Annotated in this window: 16 protein-coding genes and 2 pseudogenes; 10 read left to right on the top strand and 8 right to left on the bottom strand. The window is 73.3% G+C overall.

All coding sequences use genetic code 11. The features are described 5' to 3' along the window. Positions 1 to 163: 163 nt before the first annotated feature. Positions 164 to 1195, bottom strand: coding sequence for a 4-hydroxy-tetrahydrodipicolinate synthase (dapA, locus tag KPL59_RS34205; protein WP_149663884.1), 1032 nt, complete (start codon positions 1193 to 1195; stop codon positions 164 to 166). Between the two features lie 38 nt (positions 1196 to 1233). Beyond that, a complete protein-coding gene (locus tag KPL59_RS34200; RefSeq protein WP_226360736.1) occupies positions 1234 to 1860 on the bottom strand; it encodes a TIGR03085 family metal-binding protein in 627 nt (208 codons plus the stop codon). Between the two features lie 164 nt (positions 1861 to 2024). Between KPL59_RS34200 and KPL59_RS34195 the strand changes: the two genes are divergently transcribed. Together KPL59_RS34195 and KPL59_RS34190 are read left to right on the top strand one after the other, a co-directional pair. Beyond that, on the top strand, positions 2025 to 3338 hold the full coding sequence (locus KPL59_RS34195; protein ID WP_083695124.1) for an MFS transporter: 1314 nt from the start codon (positions 2025 to 2027) through the stop codon (positions 3336 to 3338). A 188-nt stretch (positions 3339 to 3526) separates the two neighbouring features. Beyond that, positions 3527 to 4267, top strand: coding sequence for a Crp/Fnr family transcriptional regulator (locus KPL59_RS34190; RefSeq protein ID WP_226360726.1), 741 nt, complete (start codon positions 3527 to 3529; stop codon positions 4265 to 4267). A 39-nt stretch (positions 4268 to 4306) separates the two neighbouring features. Here the strand turns inward: KPL59_RS34190 and thyX are convergent, their stop codons facing one another. Beyond that, positions 4307 to 5071 (bottom strand): FAD-dependent thymidylate synthase, encoded by a 765-nt coding sequence (thyX, locus tag KPL59_RS34185; protein WP_020627863.1) that lies wholly within the window; start codon positions 5069 to 5071, stop codon positions 4307 to 4309. Between the two features lie 151 nt (positions 5072 to 5222). Between thyX and KPL59_RS34180 the strand changes: the two genes are divergently transcribed. From KPL59_RS34180 to KPL59_RS34170, 3 genes are all read left to right on the top strand, one after another. Further along, on the top strand, positions 5223 to 5801 hold the full coding sequence (locus tag KPL59_RS34180; protein WP_226351609.1) for a toxin-antitoxin system HicB family antitoxin: 579 nt from the start codon (positions 5223 to 5225) through the stop codon (positions 5799 to 5801). Beyond that, a complete protein-coding gene (locus KPL59_RS34175; RefSeq protein ID WP_226360725.1) occupies positions 5798 to 6940 on the top strand; it encodes a DUF4097 family beta strand repeat-containing protein in 1143 nt (380 codons plus the stop codon). The genes KPL59_RS34180 and KPL59_RS34175 overlap by 4 nt, the downstream gene beginning before the upstream one ends. Before the next feature lie 65 nt (positions 6941 to 7005). Beyond that, positions 7006 to 7449, top strand: coding sequence for a nitroreductase family deazaflavin-dependent oxidoreductase (locus tag KPL59_RS34170; RefSeq protein WP_226360724.1), 444 nt, complete (start codon positions 7006 to 7008; stop codon positions 7447 to 7449). Positions 7450 to 7453: 4 nt separating this feature from the next. Here the strand turns inward: KPL59_RS34170 and KPL59_RS34165 are convergent, their stop codons facing one another. Together KPL59_RS34165 and KPL59_RS34160 are read right to left on the bottom strand one after the other, a co-directional pair. Then, positions 7454 to 8701 (bottom strand): winged helix-turn-helix domain-containing protein, encoded by a 1248-nt coding sequence (locus KPL59_RS34165; RefSeq protein ID WP_226351607.1) that lies wholly within the window; start codon positions 8699 to 8701, stop codon positions 7454 to 7456. A 429-nt stretch (positions 8702 to 9130) separates the two neighbouring features. Beyond that, a pseudogene (locus KPL59_RS34160) lies at positions 9131 to 9550 on the bottom strand (3,4-dioxygenase subunit beta); the annotation flags it as partial. 253 nt (positions 9551 to 9803) lie between these two features. Between KPL59_RS34160 and KPL59_RS34155 the strand changes: the two are divergent. Then, on the top strand, positions 9804 to 10334 hold the full coding sequence (locus KPL59_RS34155) for a GNAT family N-acetyltransferase (protein ID WP_020627869.1): 531 nt from the start codon (positions 9804 to 9806) through the stop codon (positions 10332 to 10334). Between the two features lie 4 nt (positions 10335 to 10338). Here the strand turns inward: KPL59_RS34155 and dapB are convergent, their stop codons facing one another. After that, positions 10339 to 11097, bottom strand: coding sequence for a 4-hydroxy-tetrahydrodipicolinate reductase (dapB, locus tag KPL59_RS34150; RefSeq protein WP_226351605.1), 759 nt, complete (start codon positions 11095 to 11097; stop codon positions 10339 to 10341). Between the two features lie 5 nt (positions 11098 to 11102). Further along, positions 11103 to 11582 (bottom strand): DUF456 domain-containing protein, encoded by a 480-nt coding sequence (locus KPL59_RS34145; RefSeq protein ID WP_226351604.1) that lies wholly within the window; start codon positions 11580 to 11582, stop codon positions 11103 to 11105. Between the two features lie 230 nt (positions 11583 to 11812). Between KPL59_RS34145 and KPL59_RS34140 the strand changes: the two genes are divergently transcribed. Genes KPL59_RS34140 through KPL59_RS34125 form a run of 4 tightly spaced genes read left to right on the top strand, consistent with a single transcriptional unit; the run spans position 11813 to position 17553 of the window. After that, positions 11813 to 12796, top strand: coding sequence for an ABC transporter permease (locus KPL59_RS34140; RefSeq protein WP_226360723.1), 984 nt, complete (start codon positions 11813 to 11815; stop codon positions 12794 to 12796). A 1-nt stretch (position 12797) separates the two neighbouring features. After that, positions 12798 to 13754, top strand: a complete 957-nt coding sequence (locus KPL59_RS34135) for an ABC transporter permease (RefSeq protein WP_226360722.1) — start codon at positions 12798 to 12800, stop codon at positions 13752 to 13754. After that, the gene (locus KPL59_RS34130) at positions 13751 to 15823 is read left to right on the top strand and encodes an ABC transporter ATP-binding protein (RefSeq protein WP_226360721.1); all 2073 of its coding nucleotides are present in this window, start codon (positions 13751 to 13753) and stop codon (positions 15821 to 15823) included. Before KPL59_RS34135 ends, KPL59_RS34130 begins: the two co-directional genes overlap by 4 nt. 41 nt (positions 15824 to 15864) lie before the next feature. Continuing rightward, positions 15865 to 17553, top strand: coding sequence for an ABC transporter family substrate-binding protein (locus KPL59_RS34125; protein ID WP_226360720.1), 1689 nt, complete (start codon positions 15865 to 15867; stop codon positions 17551 to 17553). Between the two features lie 206 nt (positions 17554 to 17759). On the opposite strand, the pseudogene KPL59_RS34120 reads toward KPL59_RS34125, so the two are convergent. Next, positions 17760 to 18039, bottom strand: a pseudogene (locus KPL59_RS34120) (insulinase family protein); the annotation flags it as partial.

The following is an 18039-nucleotide window of genomic DNA, read 5'->3' as shown; positions in this document are numbered from 1 at the left end:
CGGCGGCGCGGAGAGCGACCGGCCGGGCCGGTTGCGTCGGTCGTTGCGCTGGGGACTCACAGGGGTTCGTGCCTCACATGGGTTCGTGTTCTCGGGTTCGTGTCAGGGGGGTCGGGTCGCGTCGCCGCGGGGCGGGCCGGGCGCGCGACGGCGACCGGGGGACCTACGTCCGGTGGTAGGCGACCTCGGCGCCGAGGTCCGCCGCGGTGCGGCCGCCCAGGGCGCCGTGGCCCGGCTGGTACAGCGGGAGGTTCGGGCGGGCCTGCGGGTCGAGCGCCACCCCGGCGACGGCGAGGTCCCCGGCGATCGCGGCGATCTGGTCCTCGGTGGCGGGCGGCAGCGGCAGCCGGGTGTCGCCGACGTCGATGCCCCGCAGGCGCAGCGCGGTCTTGGCGAACACCGCGCCACCGACCCGGCCCATCCCGCGGATGACCGGGAGCATCGCGTAGTGCAGCGCGCGGGCCCGCTGGTGCTCACCGGCGTGGTAGGCGTCGATCATGGCGCGCAGCCGGTCGGCGACGACGTGGCCGATCACGCTGACGAAGCCGACCGCCCCGACCGAGAGCCACGGCAGGTTCACCGGGTCGTCGCCGGAGTAGTAGGCGAGCGTGGTGGTGGCCAGCACCTCGGTGCCGACGCGCAGGTCGTTGCGGGCGTCCTTCACCGCGACGATGCGGGGGTTCTGCGCCAGGCGCTGGAAGGTGTCGACGTCGATGCCGATGACGCTGCGCGGCGGGATGTCGTAGAGCATCACCGGCAGGTCGCCCGCATCGGCGACCGCGGTGAAGTGCGCGAGCAGGCCCTCCTGCGGCGGCCGGGAGTAGTACGGCGTGACCACGAGCAGCCCGTGCGCACCGGCGCGCTCCGCGCTGCGGGCCAGCTCGATCGAGTGCGCGGTGTCGTACGTGCCGGCCCCGGCGACGATCGTCGCCCGGTCCCCCACCGCGGACACGACCGCGCGGATCAGCTCGGACTTCTCGGTGTCCGACGTGGTCGGGCCCTCGCCGGTGGTGCCGTTGACGACGAGCCCGTCGTTGCCGAGGTCCACCAGGTGGGTCGCCAGCTCCTCGGCCTTGGCCAGGTCCAGCTCGCCGTCGGCGTCGAACGGCGTGACCATCGCGGTCAGCACCTCGCCGAACGGTCGGCGCGGCGGGTGCTGCTGCCCGCCGGGGGCGGGATCGGGACCGGTGCTCATGACTGGTGACGGTACCGCCCGGTACCGACGGATCCCGGTCAGATCCCGGTCGGTGCGCCGCGGTAGGCCTCCACGTCGGCGGGCAGACCGGTCACCTCGACCCGCGCCGCGTCCCGGCCGAAGGCGTGCAGCACCAGCTCGGCGGGCTCGCCGGTCACCGTGACCACGCCGAACCCGGTCGCGACGACCTGGGTCGCGCCCGCCGGGCGGGCCAGGACCACGCCGACCGGGCTGCGCCGGAACAGCAGCCTGGCCTGGGTGTGCAGCAGGTTCCACAGCTGCCCGTCGCGCCCCGGGTCGGACGGGCGGGGCTCCCAGCCGGGCTCCCCGCGGCGCAGGTCCTCGTGGTGGACGAAGAACTCGGCACCGTTGGCGATCTCGTCGATCTTGCCGACCTTGAACGGCGACCACGCGGGCGGGCCCTTGCGCAGATCGTCGATCATGTTCGGCCAGGCCGCGGACGCGTAGCCGTCCATCGCCTTGTCGGTCATCGCCGACAGCGCGGGCAGCACGATCCCCCCGGCGCTCCACGGCTGCCGCTCGCGGACCAGCAGGTGGGTGAGCAGGTCGCGGGCGTTCCAGCCCTCGCAGAGCGTCGGGCGGTCGGGTCCGGAGCGTTCGAACTCGGCGCAGAGGGCGGCACGTTCGGCGGTGGCGAGGCTCACCGTCCCCAACGTAGTACCGGACGTGCGCGACCGCACCGCGACGAACGGTCGACAGAAGTCCGACGGAACGCACGTCTTGTGTAGCTGGTGATACAGATCTCACCCGTCCGTGTGTCGATACTCCGATCCGTCCCACTCATCGCTTCTCGACGGGGAGAACACACGTGACGAACGCTGCCACCACGCAGCCACCGCGGTCGATGCGCCGGATCGCGCTCGCGAGCATGACCGGCACGGTCATCGAGTTCTACGACTTCTTCATCTACGGGACCGCCGCGGCCCTGGTGTTCAACAAGGTCTTCTTCCCCGAGCTCGGGGCGGCGGCCGGTACCGCACTCGCGCTGGCCACGTTCGGTGTCGCCTTCGTCGCGCGGCCGTTCGGGTCGGTGCTGTTCGGCCACTTCGGCGACCGCCTCGGCCGCAAGGGCACGCTGGTCACCACGCTGCTGCTGATGGGCTTCTCGACGCTCGCGATCGGCCTGCTGCCCACCACCGGCACGATCGGCGTCCTGGCGCCAATCCTGCTCGTGGTGCTGCGCATCCTGCAGGGCCTCGCCGTCGGCGGCGAGTGGGCCGGGGCGACCCTGCTCACCGCGGAGAACGCGCCGACCAAGGCCCGCGGGAAGTACGCGCTGTTCCCGCAGCTCGGCCCGTCGGTGGCCTTCGCGCTGGCGTCGGCGACCTTCCTGGTCACCGCGCTGACCATGAGCAACGAGGCGTTCCTGGCCTGGGGCTGGCGCATCCCGTTCATCGGCTCGGTGCTGCTCGTCGCGGTGGGGCTCTACGTGCGGCTCGCGCTGGAGGAGACGGCGGGCTTCCGCAACAGCGGCCCGGTGTCGACGAAGCTCCCGATCACCGAGGTGTTCACCACCCGGCCGGCCGCGGTGCTCCTCGGGGCCGGCTCGACCACCGCGGTGTTCGCCTTCTTCTACATCGGCGTCACCTACCTGACCAGCTACGGCACCCAGCAGCTGCAGCTGCCGCGCCCGTCGGTGCTGGCCATGGGCATCGTCGGCGGCATCGTCTTCGCCCTGACGACGATCGCCTCGGCGATCCTGTCCGACCGGGTCGGGCGACGGAAGATGGTCGTCGGCGGCAACATCGCCTCGGTCGCCGCCGGGCTGGTCGCGTTCCCGATCATCGACATCGGGACGGTGTGGTCGTTCGGGCTGGGCCTGTCGCTGGTGCTCGGCGTCGTCGGCATCGCCTACGGGCCGATCGGCGCCCAGCTGCCGGAGCTGTTCCCGACCCGCTTCCGCTACACCGGCGCCGGGATCGCCTACAACCTCGCCGGTGTGTTCGGCGGCGGCGTGGTCCCGCTCTTCGCCGCGGCACTCGCCGCGTCGACGCTGGGCAGCCTCGGCATCGGCCTGCTGCTCTCGGCGGTCTCGCTGCTCAGCCTGCTCTGCACGCTGGCCCTGCCGCAGACCGACGCGGACTCCCTCGCCGAGCAGGACGCACAGCTCGCGGCCGCCTGACCGGCCACCGGGGCGGCCCGTCCGGGCGGGCCGCCCCGCACCCACCCGGTGCCGGCGGCCGCCGGTCGGCACCCCCGGACCCGACGGCCCGGACGCACCCCTCGGCGTCCGGGCCGTCCGCCTACCCGCAGGCGCCCCGGCCCACTACCGTCCGGACGAACCATCGGCGACGGCCGGGAGGCGGGACCATGAGCAGCGCGGCGCGGAGGCCGGACGGCACCGTGCGGGCGCTGCCCGCACCCGATCCCGACGACCACCCGGTCTCACCGTTCCTGACCGCACCGTGGACCTCGGTCACCGCCCGGATCGCGGAGCTGGGCAGCCCCCGCCAGTACGCCCGTGGCGAGCACGTCTACACCCAGGGCCAGCTGTCGTCGCGGTTCCATCTCGTCGTCTCCGGGCGGGTGCGGATCTACCTGCACCGACCCGACGGCTCGGAACGCTCGCTGGCCTACGCCGAGCCCGGCGCCACCCTCGGCGAGGCGGCCTGCGTCGACGGACGGCCCCGCCACCTCGCCTCGGTCTGCACCCTGCCGTCGGAGATCGTCTCGGTGACCCGCGACGCGCTGCTGACCGCCGCCCGCGACGAGCCGGAGCTCCTGCTCGAGATCACCCGTCGGATCGCCTACAAGCAGCGGGTCATGCAGCTGCACGTGCTCATCGAGGGGCTGCCCGCCCGCGAGCGGATCATCCTGCTCCTCGGCCACCTCGTGGAGGCCTACGGCGAGATCGCGCTCGACGAGGTGGCCCGGCTGTCGATCCGCCCCGCCGTCGACGAGCTGGGGCTGCTCGTGGGACTCACCCGGGTCACGACCAGCCGGGAGCTGTCCCGACTGGTCGCCGAGGGCCTGCTGGAGAAGGAGGGACGCGGGTTCGTCGTGCGGGACCTGCCGGACCTGCGACGACGGGTGCACGCCGTCCTCGCCTGAGCTCTCGCTCGGCGCCGATGCTCGCTCGGCAAGCCTCGCTCAGCCTTCCGCGACCAGCGGGCTGGAGGCGATCTCGGTCCCGTCGGCGAGGGTCTGGATCTGGAAGTCCGCGAACACGTTCGGGACCTCGGCCTGCAGCTGGCGCAGGCACTCGACGGCGAGCTTGCGGATCTCGACGTCGGCGGCCTCGGAGGCGCGCATCGCGATGAAGTGCCGCCACGCCCGGTAGTTCCCGGTCACGACGATCTTGGTCTCGGTCGCGTTCGGCAGCACCGACCGCGCGGCCTGACGGGCCTGCTTGCGCCGCAGCGTCCCGTTCGGCACGTCGGCGAAGCGCGCCTCGAGCCCCTCGAGGAGCTTCTCGTAGGAGGCGAGCGCGTCGGCCGAGGCCTGCAGGAACAGCTCGTGCAGCTCCGGGTCCTGGGCGATGACGTCCGGCTCGACCATCGCGGCGTCCCGCTCGGGGACGTAGCGCTGGGAGAGCTGGGAGTAGGAGAAGTGCCGGTGCCGGATCAGCTCGTGGGTCAGCGAGCGCGAGATGCCGGTCAGGTAGAAGCTGACCGAGCCGTGCTCGAGGACCGAGAGGTGCCCGACCTCGAGGATGTGGGCGATGTAGCCGGCGTTGGTCGCGGTGCGCGGGTTCGGCTTGCCCCACGACTGGTAGCACGCGCGACCGGCGAACTCGGCCAGCGCCTGGCCGCCGTCGGCGTCGGTGGACCACGGGACGTCCGCGGGCGGGGTGAACTCGGTCTTCGCGACGAGCTGCACGGTCAGCGGGACGGTCTTCGGCGCGGTCTCCGGCATGCCGCGAGGGTAACGACCGGTGTGCCCGGCACCCGCCGGGCCCCGCGCCCGCACCCACGGTGGCGGCCACGGCACCCCCGGTACGCTGCGACGTCGCGGCCGACGCCACGAACCGGTGGCGTGATGTCATCAGTGACGCCATAGTGGTGTCATGGACCTCACGCCGTACGTCGCGCAGCTGCGCGACGACCTCGCCGCCGCGGCGGCCGCGGGCGACGAGCAGACCCGCCGCACCGCGGCACTGCTCGGCTCCGCGATCGAGCCCGCAGCCCGGCTCGCGATCATGAACGCACTGTCGGACCTGGCCTCGGAGGCGACCGCCGCGCTCGGCGACCGTTCTGTCGAGGTCCGCCTGCACGGCCGGGAGGTGCGCGTGTCGGTGTCCGGCGGCGACCCGGAGCCCGGACACGCACCCACCCCGGACCCCGCTCCGGCGGGCGAGGGGACGTCCCCGTTCGGCGGCACCGCCGCCTCCGGTGGTCCGACCTCCTCCGGCGGCCCGGCGACCGGCGGATCGCCGTTCTCCGGCGACGCCGGTGACATCAGCCGGGTCACCCTGCGCATCGTCGAGCAGATCAAGGCCCAGGCCGAGCGGGCCGCCCAGTCGCAGGGCGTCTCGCTCAACACCTGGGTGTCCCAGGCCGTGCAAGGGGCACTGGCCGGCGCGGAGGGGCGCACCGGCCGACCGCACCGCGACGGGCGCAGCCTGAAGGGATGGGTGCAGGGATGAGCGACGAGCAGACCGGCCCCGTCGGGCCGGACGACGCCGGCGGTGACGCCACGCACGGCGGCGGCGCCCACACCGACGGCACCGGTGCGAGCAACGGCGACGCCGGCCACCCGCCGACCGGTCACTCGTCGACCGGCGACACGGCCCCCGGCGGTGCGGGCACCGGGGACGCCGGCACCGGCACACCCTCCCGCGCCGAGCGGTTCGACTGCGCCGGTGCCGCCGAGATCGAGGTGACGACCGGCGCAGGCCGGGTCCGGATCGACCTGGTCGACGGCGCCGACGAGGTGCGCGCGGAGATCACCGCCGACCGCAGCGCCGCACCCTGGTCCGGCGGCCTCGGTGGGCTGCTGGACTGGATCGGCAGCTCGATGACCGGCCGCGCCGGCGTCCCCCAGGCCGGGGCGGGCTGGTCCGGGCGCGGGTTCGACCCGATCGTCGGTGCCCCCTGGGAGGCCACCGGAGATCCCTCGGCCGACGCCGTCGACGCCGTCACCGTCGAGTGGTCGGCGGCGACGCGACGCCTGGTGGTGCGCGGTCCGGACGACGCCGCCCTCGGCGCAGTGCCGCTGGTGGTGACCATCTCCGCGCCCGCCGGGTCGCGGCCCGCGGTACGGACCGGCGCGGCTTCGGTCGAGCTGACCGGCCGCGCGTCCTGGGCCGCGGTGCGGACCGGGTCCGGTGCGGCCCGGCTCGCCGAGGTGCACGGCGACGCCGACGTCACCACCGGTGCGGGGTCGATCGACCTGGGCACGTGCTCCGGCCGGGCCCACCTGCGTGCCGGCTCCGGCGGGGTCGAGGCCGGATCGCTCGGCGGCGCGTCGCGCATCCGGACCGGCAGCGGCGACATCCGTGTCGGCGAGCTCACGGCGGACCTGGAGGTGCGCTCGGGGTCGGGGGACGTGGTCGTCGCCGATGCGGTGTCCGGTGACGTCCGCCTCGGCACCGGGTCGGGGTCGGTCCGGGTCGGGGTGCACTCCGGTGTCGCCGCCGAGCTGGACCTGTCGACCGGGTCGGGCCGTGCCCGCTCCGAGCTCGACGTCCGCCACGACACCCCGCCGACGGCGCCGGCGGTGCGGCTGTCCGGGCGCACCGGCAGCGGTGACGTCCTGGTGACCCGCGCCTCCGTGGCGGTCTGACCCACACCAGGTATCTCGCTCGTCGAGATGATCGGCGAGCGAGATACCGGCGTAGGATCGGCGTCGTGGACCGCACCGAGATCGCCGCGACGAACGCCTCCATGACCGCCCGGGTCCTGCAGATGCCTCCGGCCCCCGTCCCGGACGGCGGCTATGCACTGCGTGTGCTGCGCACCCGCGGGCGGCGCAGCGAGGAGCCGCGCGACACCCCGATCGGCGTCGTCGGGCACGACGGTGCCACCTACCTGGTCTCCCCCACCGGTGGGCGGGACTGGGTGCGCAACCTGCGGGCGACGCCGGAGTGCGCGATCCGCTCCGCCGCGGGCGACGAGCCGCACCGGGCGGTGGAGCCCGACCGCGCCGAGGCCGCGGCGGCCGTCGTCGGCTACCTGCGGGCGCTCGATGTGCCGTGGACCCTGGCGGCGTTCCCGGTGCCGGCCGACGCCACCGAGGAGCAGGTCGCCGAGCACCTGGACGCGATCGCGGTGTTCCGTCTCGACCCCGCCTGAGCCGTCAGCGGGCGGCGACCTCGGCACGCAGCTCCGCGGCCAGGTCGCCCCGCTCCCCCACGGCGACGCCGTCGAGCCCGAGCCAGCCCGCCATCGTCGCGAGCTCACCGGCCAGCTCGGCGGCGATCCGCGGGCGCGGTGCGGTGGCCCCGGGCTCGGCGAACGCCCCGGGCACCCGCAGCACGCCGGCCGCCCGGTCGGCCTTGAGGTCGACGCGGCCGACGAGCTCGCCGTCGAGCAGGAACGGGAAGACGTAGTAGCCGTACTCCCGCTTCGGCTCCGGCACGTAGATCTCGATGCGGTAGCGGAATCCGAAGATCCGCTCGGTCCGGCCCCGCTCCCAGACCAGCGGGTCGAACGGACACAGCAGCGCCCGCCCGGTCACCGTGCGCGGCACCCGGGCGGCCGGGTCGCGGTAGGCGGGCCGGTCCCAGCCGCGCACGCTCACCGGCTCCAGGGCACCCGCGTCGACCAGCTCGGCGATCGCGGTGCGGGTGCGTTCCGGGCCGAGCCGGTAGTAGTCGCGCAGGTCGGTCTCGGTACCGACCCCCAGTGCGGAGGCGGACCGCGCGACGAGCTCACGCGCCGCGTCGGCCGGGTCGGGGGCGGGCAGCGCGAGGATCTCCGGCGGCAGCACCCGCGAGGGCAGGTCGTAGCGGCGCTCGAAGTGCACACGCGTGCCGACCGCCAGCTCGCCGACGGCGAACAGGTACTCGCAGACCCGCTTGACCTCCGACCGCTCCCACCAGGTCGCTCCCGGCGGGCGCGGGCGCACCTCACCGGCCCGCCCGTGCGGGGCGAGCGCCTTCTCGATCGCACCGGCGCCCAGCGGCCCGGACTCCGCCACCACGTCGAGGATGTCCCCCGCCAGGGACGGGTGCTTCTCCAACAGCGGGCCGTAGTGCTTCCACCAGCGCCGCGGCAGCGCCTCGTGGGAGAGCAGCGGCATGTCCTGGACCGGGACCAGACTCGCCTCGTGCGCCCAGGTCTCCGCCAGCAGGCGCGGTCGCCGCGCGCTCGGTGACCAGGCCGCGTCGTCGAGGAGGGCGGTGGGATAGGCACCGAGCCTGCTGAACAGCGGCATGTAGTGCGCGCGCACCGCGATGTTGACCGAGTCGAGCTGGAGCAGCTTCACCCGGTCCAGCACCCGGCCGAGGTGGCGACGGGTGACCGGCCCGGACGGCCGTGGATCGGTGAAGCCCTGGGCCGCGAGGAAGGTCCGACGGGCGACGTCGGCGGAGATCGTGCGCACGGCCGGGATGCTGCCACGGGGCACCGACAGGATCCGGCACGGCGTCGGGTGACCTCCGGCCGGCCAGCTGCCGGGCGGGGGGCCACCGGCACCCGGCCGACCACCGCCCGGGGCGGCTCCCGCGTCCGGCTGGGTGGTGACGTCGACGGCTGCGGTCAGCGCGACCGTGTAGCCCGTGGTCGGGTCGCCGGTGACCGTGGCGAGCTGCAGGGCCCCGCCGTCGTCGCCGAAGACGGTGTCGGAGGCGAGCGAGACCTTCGCCAGGTTCGTGACCGACTGCTCGTAGCCGGCGGTGGCGTAGACGGCGGCGCACACGTCCTGCGGGAGGGCCACCTGGGAGGTGGCGACCGCGTTGCCGGCGTCGGTGATGTCGGCCTGCGCGGGGTACACCTCGAAATGGATGTGCGGCCAGCGGCCGTCGTAGCAGGCCGGGACGATGCTGGTGAAGCGCACCGCCCCGTCGCTGCCGGCGACCTGGACCCCCCGCAGGTAGTTCTCGGCCTCCAGCCCCTCGGAGTACAGGGAGTACCGGCCTTCCCGGTCGCAGTGCCAGACGTAGACCGCGGCACCGGCCATGCCGGCGGCGGCCATGTCGGTGATCGTGAGCTCCAGGGTCATCGGTACCCCGGCCGCGGTCGCCGAGCCGCTGCCGAAGCTCGACCGGATGTCGCTGCGCACCACCCCGGACTCGGTGAGCACGTTCGCGCCGTTGGAGCCGTCGCCGGGGTACGGGCCCGCCGTCTCGTCCGGGATCTCGCCGGTCGAGGTCGCGGTCGTCGCCGACGGGGCCGCGGTGCCGCAGGCCGCGAGCCCGGCGGTGACGGCGCCGACGCCGAGCACGGCCAGCATGCGGCGCCTGCCGAGCAGGGTGCCGAGGTCGAACCCGAGACCCTGGTCGACGACCTCGTCGTCGGGGCGGGGCAGGGCACGGCCCTGGTAGCGCGGCATGGCGGGTCCTCCGGTGCGTCGTCGTGCGGGACTGTCGTGCGGAACGAGAACGACGGTAGGAACCGGACATGGGCCCCGGATCGCACCGCCCTGTGGACCCGCTGTGGACCCGGGCGGTGACGTGGCCCGCGGGGTCGCACGGTAGGCATGACCCATGGCCACCGCGACCGTCCGCCCCGCCACCGACGACGACGTGGGCGCGATCATGGCGATCCAGGACCGCACCTGGCGCACCGCCTACGCCGGGCTGCTGCCCGAGGAGGCGTTCGCGGGACTCACCTCGGACGCCGCGCGCTCGCACTGGAGCGACGCCGTGCACGCCGGCGACGGCTACCACCTGTTCGTCGCCGTCGAGGGGGACGAGACCGTCGGGTTCGCCGCCGCCGCCCGCTACGCCGGGGCCGACGGTCTGGCGATCGCCGAGGTCAGCACGCTGCTGGTGGAGCCGCGCTGGGGCAGGCGCGGGCACGGCGGGCGGCTGCTCGCCGCCGTGGCGGCCGCGCTGCGGGAGTCCGGCTCGGACACCGGGCGCACCTGGGTGCCCGAGGCCGACACCGCCTCACGGAACTTCTACAGCCGCGCCGGTTGGGCGCCCGACGGCGCGGTGCGCACGCTGGACACCGGCTCCTCGACGCTGCGCGAGGTCCGCCACGCCGGGACGCTGGACCTGCACCTGGTCGACTGAGGACTCAGCCGAGCCCGAGCAGCGGCTCCAGCCCGATCGTCAGCCCCGGGCGCTCGCGCACGGCACGCACCGCGAGCAGCACGCCCGGCATGAAGCTGGTCCGGTTCATCGAGTCGTGGCGCAGGGTGAACACCTCGCCGTCGGTGCCGAGGACGACCTCCTGGTGCGCGATCAGCCCGGGCATCCGGACCGCGTGCACGTGGATGCCCTCGACGACCGCGCCACGGGCGCCGTGCGGGTCGTCGGTGGTGGCGTCGGGAACCTTGCCGAGGCCGGCCTCGCGCCGTGCCGCGCCGATCACCGACGCGGTCCGCGCGGCGGTGCCGGACGGGGCGTCGACCTTGCCGGCGTGGTGCAGCTCGATGACCTCGGCGGAGTCGAAGAAGCGGGCGGCCTGTGCCGCGAAGTGCATCATCAGCACGGCGCCGACCCCGAAGTTCGGGGCGACGAGCACGCTGCCCGAGCCGTGCTCGTCGAGGATCGCGCGGACCTCGTCGAACTTGGCGGCGTCGAAGCCGCTGGTCCCGACGACCGGGGCGACCCCGCGCGCCAGGCACTCGCGGATGTTGGCGATCGCGGCGCCGGGGTGGGTGAAGTCGACGGCGACGTCGGCGCGGTCGAGGGCGGACAGGTCGTCGCCCGCGTCCAGCGCGGCGACCAGCTCGGTGTCCTCGGCGGCCTCGACCGCCCGGCACACCTCGCTGCCCATCCGGCCCTTCGCGCCGAGGACCGCCACCTTGATCGTCACCGTGTCCGTGCTCACGGGCGTCACCCTACGACGAGGCCGCCGATCCACACCGCGACCGTGACCAGCCCCGCGGCGAGCTCGATCAGGATGCTCCAGCCCACGGCGGCGAGCGCCTCGCGTGCCGAGCGCCAGGCGGTGGCGGCGTCGGGCAGACGGGCGAGCTCGGCCAGCCAGACCCCGAGCACGAACCCGAGGAACAGCCCGACCACGGGCACGACGAAGAACCCGACGACGCCCAGCACGAGCCCGGCGAACAGGGTGCGGGTGGGGACCCCGGCGGCCTTGAGCCGGCGTCCGGGGAGCAGGTACTTCGCGACCTGGCCGGCGACGGTGACGAGCACCGCGATGCCGAGCACCCACCAGCCGACCGCATCGCCGCGCGGGACCGCCCAGACCGCGACCCCGCCGACGATCAGCAGCGGCCCGGGCAGGACGGGCAGCACGATCCCGGCCAGGCCGACGAGCATCATCAGGCCGGCGACGACGGCGAGGGCGGTCATGGCGCCCAGCCTGCCAGCAGGTCCGGCGATTCCCTCGGACGAACCCGCGGCGACGGGAGGGTGTCATCATCACGAGTGGGTAAACGCTGTGAGCCGGGACTACCAACTTCTGGTACTGGCGTGCCAGCCTCGAAGTCACCCGAAACAGTGACACCCGCTCACCTGCGGTCGTCCCACCACCCGCGCGCTGCCGGTCACCACCGCACCGCGGACGAACAGAGAAGAGCAGCGTGCTCCGGTACCTCCTGCGCAGGGGCGCCGGGTGGCTCGCGATGATCGTCGTCGCGACCAACCTGGTCTACTTCCTCGCGAACTCCTTCCTCGACCCCCGGGTCAACTACCTGCAGTTGCGACCGCCGCGCACCGACGCGGAGATCGCCCGGTCGCTGGGCCAGTACAACCTGGACTCGAACGTCCCGGTCCTGGAGCGGTGGTGGATCTGGATCACCGGGATCGTGACCCGCTGGGACTGGGGCACCAGCCCGATCGGCGACCCGGTGAACGCGCAGGTGGCGTTCCGTGTCGTGGTGTCCGGGCAGCTGGTGTTCTTCTCGCTGCTGCTGTCGATCGTGATCGGGGTGGCGCTCGGGGTCTACTCGGCCCAGCGCCAGTACCGGCTCGGTGACCGCGCCGCCCAGCTGACCTCGGTGTTCACCCTGAACATCCCGTCGGCGGTCGCGGCGCTGGCGGTCGTGTTCGTCGCCATCGCGATCAACCAGGGTGTCGGCGGGACGCTGTTCTACGTCGCGGGGTCCGAGTCGCCCGGGGTCACCGGGTTCTGGCCGCTGCTGGTCGACCGGGCCCAGCACCTCGTGCTGCCGACGATCTCGCTGCTGATCATCTCCTACGCGGGTTACCACCTGCTGCAGCGCTCGATGCTGCTCGACGTGGTCAACTCCGACTACGTGCGGACCGCCCGGGCCAAGGGGCTGACCCGCAGGCAGGCCATCCGGCGTCACGGGCTGCGCAGCTCGATGATCCCGGTGGCGACTCAGGTGGCGTTCGCGATCCCGGCGCTGTTCACCGGTGCGGTGATCACCGAGAAGACCTTCGCCTGGCAGGGCATGGGCGACTACTTCATCCGCACCATCTCGACCAACGACATCCACGGCGTCGTCGCCACGGCGGCGTTCGGCGCGGTGACGACGGCGGTCGGCGCCATGCTCGCCGACATCGCGGTCGTCGCCCTCGACCCGAGGGTGCGGGTGAACTGACATGAGCCTGAACATGCCCGAGCTCGCCCCCACCGTCTCCGACGGTGCCGACGGCGCCCCGGAGCCGGGCGCACCCCGTCGTCGCCGGGGTGCGCGCGCCGCGCTGGTGTGGCGTCGCTACCGGCGCAACCGGCCCGCGATGGCAGGCCTGGTCGTCTTCGGCCTGCTGGTGCTGTTCTCCCTGGTCGGCGGGTTCCTCTCCCCCTACGACCACACCGACGTCGACTTCGCGGCGCTGACCGCGGCGCCGTCGCTGGACCACCCGCTGGGCACCACGGCCGGCGGCAACGACGTCTACGCCCAGGCCGTGCACGGCCTGCAGCGCTCCCTGACCATCGCCGTCACGGTCTCGCTGCTGACCACCCTGATCGCCGCGGTGGTCGGGGCGGGCGCGGCCTACCTGGGCGGCGGGCGGACCTGGGCCCGGCGCGGCGAGCGCGTCCTGCTCACGGTCGTCCACTTCCTGATGGTGGTGCCGTCGTTCCTGATCCTGGCGCTGGCCTCCCAGTGGGGGTCGGGCGACTACCGGATCCTGATCGTCGCCCTGACCCTGCTGGGCTGGATGACCACCGCCCGCGTGGTCTGGACCGTCGCGACGACGCTGCGCGAACGCGAGTACGTCTCGGCCGCCCGCTTCATGGGGGTGTCCGGGCCGGGGATCGTCTTCCGCCACCTCATCCCGAACATCGGCTCGCTGCTCATCGTCACCTTCACCCTGAACGTGGCGAGCACCGTGCAGAGCGAGACCGCGCTGTCGTTCATCGGGTTCGGCGTGCAGATCCCCGACGTCTCGCTGGGCACGATGCTCGCCGACGGCGGCTCGTCGATGGCGACCGCGCCGTGGATCTTCATCGTGCCGTCGGTGCTGCTGGTGCTGCTGACCGCGTCGCTCGCGTTCGTCGGCGACGGCCTGCGCGACGCCCTCGACCCGACCTCCCGGGCCGGAGGCAGCGCATGAACGCCCCCGTGCTGTCCGTGCGCGACCTGACCGTCGCGTTCCCCTCCGAGGCCGGCCGGGTGGCGGCCGTCCGCGGCGTCGACTTCGACCTGTTGCCCGGGCGCACGCTCGGCATCGTCGGCGAGTCCGGATCCGGCAAGTCGGTGACCTCGCTGGCGGTGATGGGCCTGCTGCCCGAGACGGCGTCGGTGACGGGCTCGATCACCCTGGCCGGCCGCGAGCTGGTCGGACTGTCCGACGAGGACCTGTCCGGGATCCGCGGCAACGACATCGGGATGATCTTCCAGGACCCGCTGTCCTCGCTGACGCCGATCTTCACCGTCGGCGACCAGCTCGTCGAGGCCATGCAGATCCACCGCGACATCGGCCGCGCGAAGGCCCGCGAGCGTGCGGTCGAGCTGCTCGACCTGGTCGGCATCCCCGACCCCCGACGACGCGTGCGCGCCTTCCCGCACGAGTTCTCGGGCGGCATGCGCCAGCGCGTCATGATCGCGATGGCGATCGCGAACGACCCGTCGGTGATCATCGCCGACGAGCCGACGACCGCCCTGGACGTCACCGTGCAGGCCCAGATCCTCGACGTGCTGAAGGTGGCACGCGACGAGACCGGCGCCGCCGTCGTCATGATCACCCACGACCTGGGGGTGGTCGCCGGGGTCGCCGACGACGTGCTCGTCATGTACGCCGGGCGCCCGGTCGAGACGGCCCCGGTGGACGAGCTGTTCGCCGCGCCGCGGATGCCGTACACGATCGGTCTGCTCGGCGCGGTCCCCCGCGTCGACAGCGTCGAGCGGCGCCCGCTGGTCCCGGTGCCCGGCAGCCCGCCCGCACCGACCGACCTGCCGACGGGCTGCCCCTTCGCGCCGCGCTGCCCGGTCGCCGTCGATGCCTGCCGCACCGCCGAGCCGCCGCTTCGGCCCGTCCCGGGTCGCGACGACCACGCCGCCGCCTGCGTGCGGACCGGTGAGATCGTCGACGGTGCGATCGACGGCGAGCCCGTGTTCGCCGTTCCGGACCTCCTCCTCGACGACGACCGCACCGGCGACCGCGAGAGCCGCCCCGCGGTGCTGTCGGTGAGCCACCTGCGCAGGACGTTCCCCCTCATGAAGGGGTCCCTGGTGCGACGCCGGGTCGGCACGGTGCACGCCGTCGCCGACGTGGACCTCGACATCCGGCGCGGTGAGACCCTCGGCCTGGTCGGCGAGTCCGGCTGCGGCAAGACCACGACGCTGCTGGAGATCATGAACCTGCTCCCGCCGGAGAGCGGGACGATCGAGATCGCCGGAACCGACGTCGCCACGCTGCGCGGCCGCAGCGACATCGCCGCGCTGCGGCGCGAGATCCAGATCGTGTTCCAGGACCCGATGGGCGCGCTCGACCCGCACATGACGGTCGGCGACATCCTCACCGAGCCGCTGCGGGCGGCCGGCTGGACCGACCGGGACCGGGTAGCCACCCGGGTCGACGAGCTGATGGCGCTGGTCGGTCTGGACCCGGAGCACGTCGACCGGTTCCCGGCGGCGTTCTCCGGCGGGCAGCGCCAGCGCATCGGGATCGCCCGCGCGCTGGCGACGAAGCCGTCGCTGCTGGTGCTCGACGAGCCGGTGTCCGCCCTCGACGTCTCGGTGCAGGCCGGGGTGCTGAACCTGCTCACCGAGCTGCAGCGCGAGCTGGGGCTGAGCTACCTGTTCGTCGCGCACGACCTGTCGGTGGTGCGGCACGTCGCGGACCGGGTCGCGGTCATGTACCTGGGCCGGATCGTGGAGTCCGGCGCGGTCGCCGACGTGTTCGGCAACCCGCAGCATCCCTACACCCAGGCGCTGCTGTCGGCGATCCCGGTGCCGGACCCGCAGGTCGAACGGACCCGGCAGCGGGTGGTGCTCTCCGGGGACCTGCCCAGCCCGACCGACGACGCGCCGGGCTGCGCGTTCCTGGGCCGCTGCCCGCTGGCCCGGACGCTGTCCGAGCAGGAGCGCTCGCGCTGTGCCGGCGAGACCCCCGAGCTCCTGGTCAAGGACGGCGCGAGCGACGCCGACTCCGACCACCGCAACGCCTGCCACTTCCGCTGACCCACCTCGACCCCGACCGGGGAACCGAACGAAGGAGAGACATGCGCAGACCCATCCGACGCGGGGCGACCACCGCCGCCGTCGCGGCGCTGGCCCTGGTGCTGGCGGGCTGTGGCGGAGGTGGCTCCGGCGGGCCCGCGCAGACGGCCGAGTCGCTGTCGACGACGCCGTCGTACAACGCCCAGCCCTACGAGAACGTCAAGGACGGCGGCCAGGTCACCCTGCCGTTCCGCTCGGACCTGAACCCGCAGTTCAACTACTTCCAGGGAGACTCCACCACCGACACCCGGCTCTCCTGGACCTTCTACAACCCCGTGGTGATCTCGTTCAGCCCGACCGGGGACCCGATCGTCAACCCCGACTACGTGACGAAGGCCGAGCCGGTCGACAGCGGCGGGAAGACCACCGTCACCTACACGATCAACCCGAAGGCCGTCTTCAACGACGGCACGCCGATCGACTGGCGGGCCTTCGAGTCGACCTGGAAGGCCAACAACGGGAAGGACACCGCGTTCATCCCGAGCTCGACCGACGGCTACGACCGGATCGCCTCGGTGACCCGCGGTGCCGACGACAAGCAGGCCGTCGTCGCCTTCAACGGGCCCAACCCGTGGTGGCCGAGCCTGTTCAACTACCTCGTGCACCCGAAGGCGGCCACCCCCGACGTCTTCAACAAGGGCTACCTGAACAACCCGCACCCCGAGTGGGGAGCGGGCCCGTACACCGTGGCGAACTACGACAAGCAGAACGCCACGATCACCTTCGAGCGCAACCCGAAGTGGTGGGGCAAGAAGGGCAAGCTCGACCGCATCACCCTGGTGCAGATGGAGCAGCAGGCCAAGATCAACGCGTTCCGCAACGGTCAGCTCGACGCGACCGAGGCCGAGACCGCGGACTTGCTCGCCCAGGCCCGCTCCGTGCCGAACGCCGACATCCGCATCTCCGGCACCCCGGCGAACTACCTGCTGATGCTGAACAGCACCACCCCGGTCCTGAAGGACCCCGTGGTCCGCAAGGCGATCTTCGACTCGGTCGACCGCCAGCAGATCGCGAAGATCACCTTCCAGGGCCTGGACTACACCGAGACCCCGAGCGGGTCGCTCACGCTGCAGCCCTATCAGAAGGGCTACGAGGACAACCTCGCGAGCGCCGTCACCTTCGCCCCGGAGGCCGTCAAGCGGGATCTGGACGCGGCGGGCTGGGTCGCAGGTCCGGACGGGATCCGCGCCAAGGACGGGCAGAAGCTGACCTTCTCCTACGTCCAGACCGGAGACACCCCGACCAAGCGGGCCACCTCGGGTGCGCTCGTCGCGATGCTGAAGAACGTCGGCATCGACATGCAGGTCCGCGTCGTGCCCTCGACCGACTTCTCGAAGATCCTGTCGAACAAGGAGTTCGACATGGTCTTCCTCGGGTTCAAGTCCACCGACCCGTACGGCGTGGCCTACATCTGCCAGCAGTACTGCTCGGACTCGCAGCTGAACCGCTCCGGGACCGGTAGCAAGGAACTCGACGCCGAGCTGCGCAAGGTCAACACCCTGCCGACCGCCGACGAGCAGTACGCCGCCGCCAACGTGGCCGAGAAGAAGGCGCTCGCCACCTATGGCGTGCTCCCGGTCTACTCCGGTCCGAGCATCTGGGCAACCAAGCCCGGCCTTGCGAACTGGGGTTCGGCGCTGTTCGCGTTCCCGCCGCTGCCCGAGACCCTCGGCTGGCAGAACGGCAGCTGACCCACCGGCATCATCACGCCGGGGAGCCCCGGACCACCCGGTCCGGGGCTCCCCCGCGTCGTGGCACCCGCGTCGTGGCACCGGCGTCCTGGCCACCCCGCGTCCCGCTCCCAGGGTCACCCTCGTTGCCCTAGACGCCACGAGGGTGACCCTGGGAGCGCCTGGGAGGCCCTCGTGTGCCCCTGAGGGCGGCCGCAAGGGTGGCGTCAGGCCAGGTCGCGCAGGGCGACCGGGAGGTCGTCGACATCGGCGTAGGGCCCCACGACCGCCGCCGTCAGCGGCTGGGCCAGCAGGTCCGCGGCCAACGCCGCGACCTCGCCCGGGGTGACGGCGTCGATGCGGGCGAGGCTGTCGGCCAGCGACCGCTGCCGACCGTGGTCCAGCTCGGCGCGGCCGAGCCGGTTCATCCGCGACGCGGTGTCCTCACAGCCCAGCACCAGTCCCCCGCGCAGGGCGCCCTGGGCACGGACGACCTCCGCCTCGGTC

Origin of the sequence: Pseudonocardia sp. ICBG1142 (assembly GCF_020496255.1) — a bacterium.
In the GTDB taxonomy this organism is placed as follows: Bacteria; Actinomycetota; Actinomycetes; order Mycobacteriales; family Pseudonocardiaceae; genus Pseudonocardia.
The sequence above is the reverse complement of the archived record's forward strand: the minus strand, read 5'-3'. Positions and strand labels throughout refer to the sequence as shown.

Bases quoted from the DNA above. Each gene is read 5' to 3' on its own strand.
- dapA (WP_149663884.1), bottom strand. From the start codon at position 1,195: ATGAGCACCGGTCCCGATCCCGCCCCCGGCGGGCAGCAGCACCCGCCG.
- KPL59_RS34190 (WP_226360726.1), top strand. From the start codon at position 3,527: ATGAGCAGCGCGGCGCGGAGGCCGGACGGCACCGTGCGGGCGCTGCCC.
- thyX (WP_020627863.1), bottom strand. From the start codon at position 5,071: ATGCCGGAGACCGCGCCGAAGACCGTCCCGCTGACCGTGCAGCTCGTC.
- KPL59_RS34180 (WP_226351609.1), top strand. From the start codon at position 5,223: ATGGACCTCACGCCGTACGTCGCGCAGCTGCGCGACGACCTCGCCGCC.
- KPL59_RS34175 (WP_226360725.1), top strand. From the start codon at position 5,798: ATGAGCGACGAGCAGACCGGCCCCGTCGGGCCGGACGACGCCGGCGGT.
- KPL59_RS34155 (WP_020627869.1), top strand. From the start codon at position 9,804: ATGGCCACCGCGACCGTCCGCCCCGCCACCGACGACGACGTGGGCGCG.
- KPL59_RS34145 (WP_226351604.1), bottom strand. From the start codon at position 11,582: ATGACCGCCCTCGCCGTCGTCGCCGGCCTGATGATGCTCGTCGGCCTG.
- KPL59_RS34135 (WP_226360722.1), top strand. From the start codon at position 12,798: ATGAGCCTGAACATGCCCGAGCTCGCCCCCACCGTCTCCGACGGTGCC.
- KPL59_RS34130 (WP_226360721.1), top strand. From the start codon at position 13,751: ATGAACGCCCCCGTGCTGTCCGTGCGCGACCTGACCGTCGCGTTCCCC.
- KPL59_RS34125 (WP_226360720.1), top strand. From the start codon at position 15,865: ATGCGCAGACCCATCCGACGCGGGGCGACCACCGCCGCCGTCGCGGCG.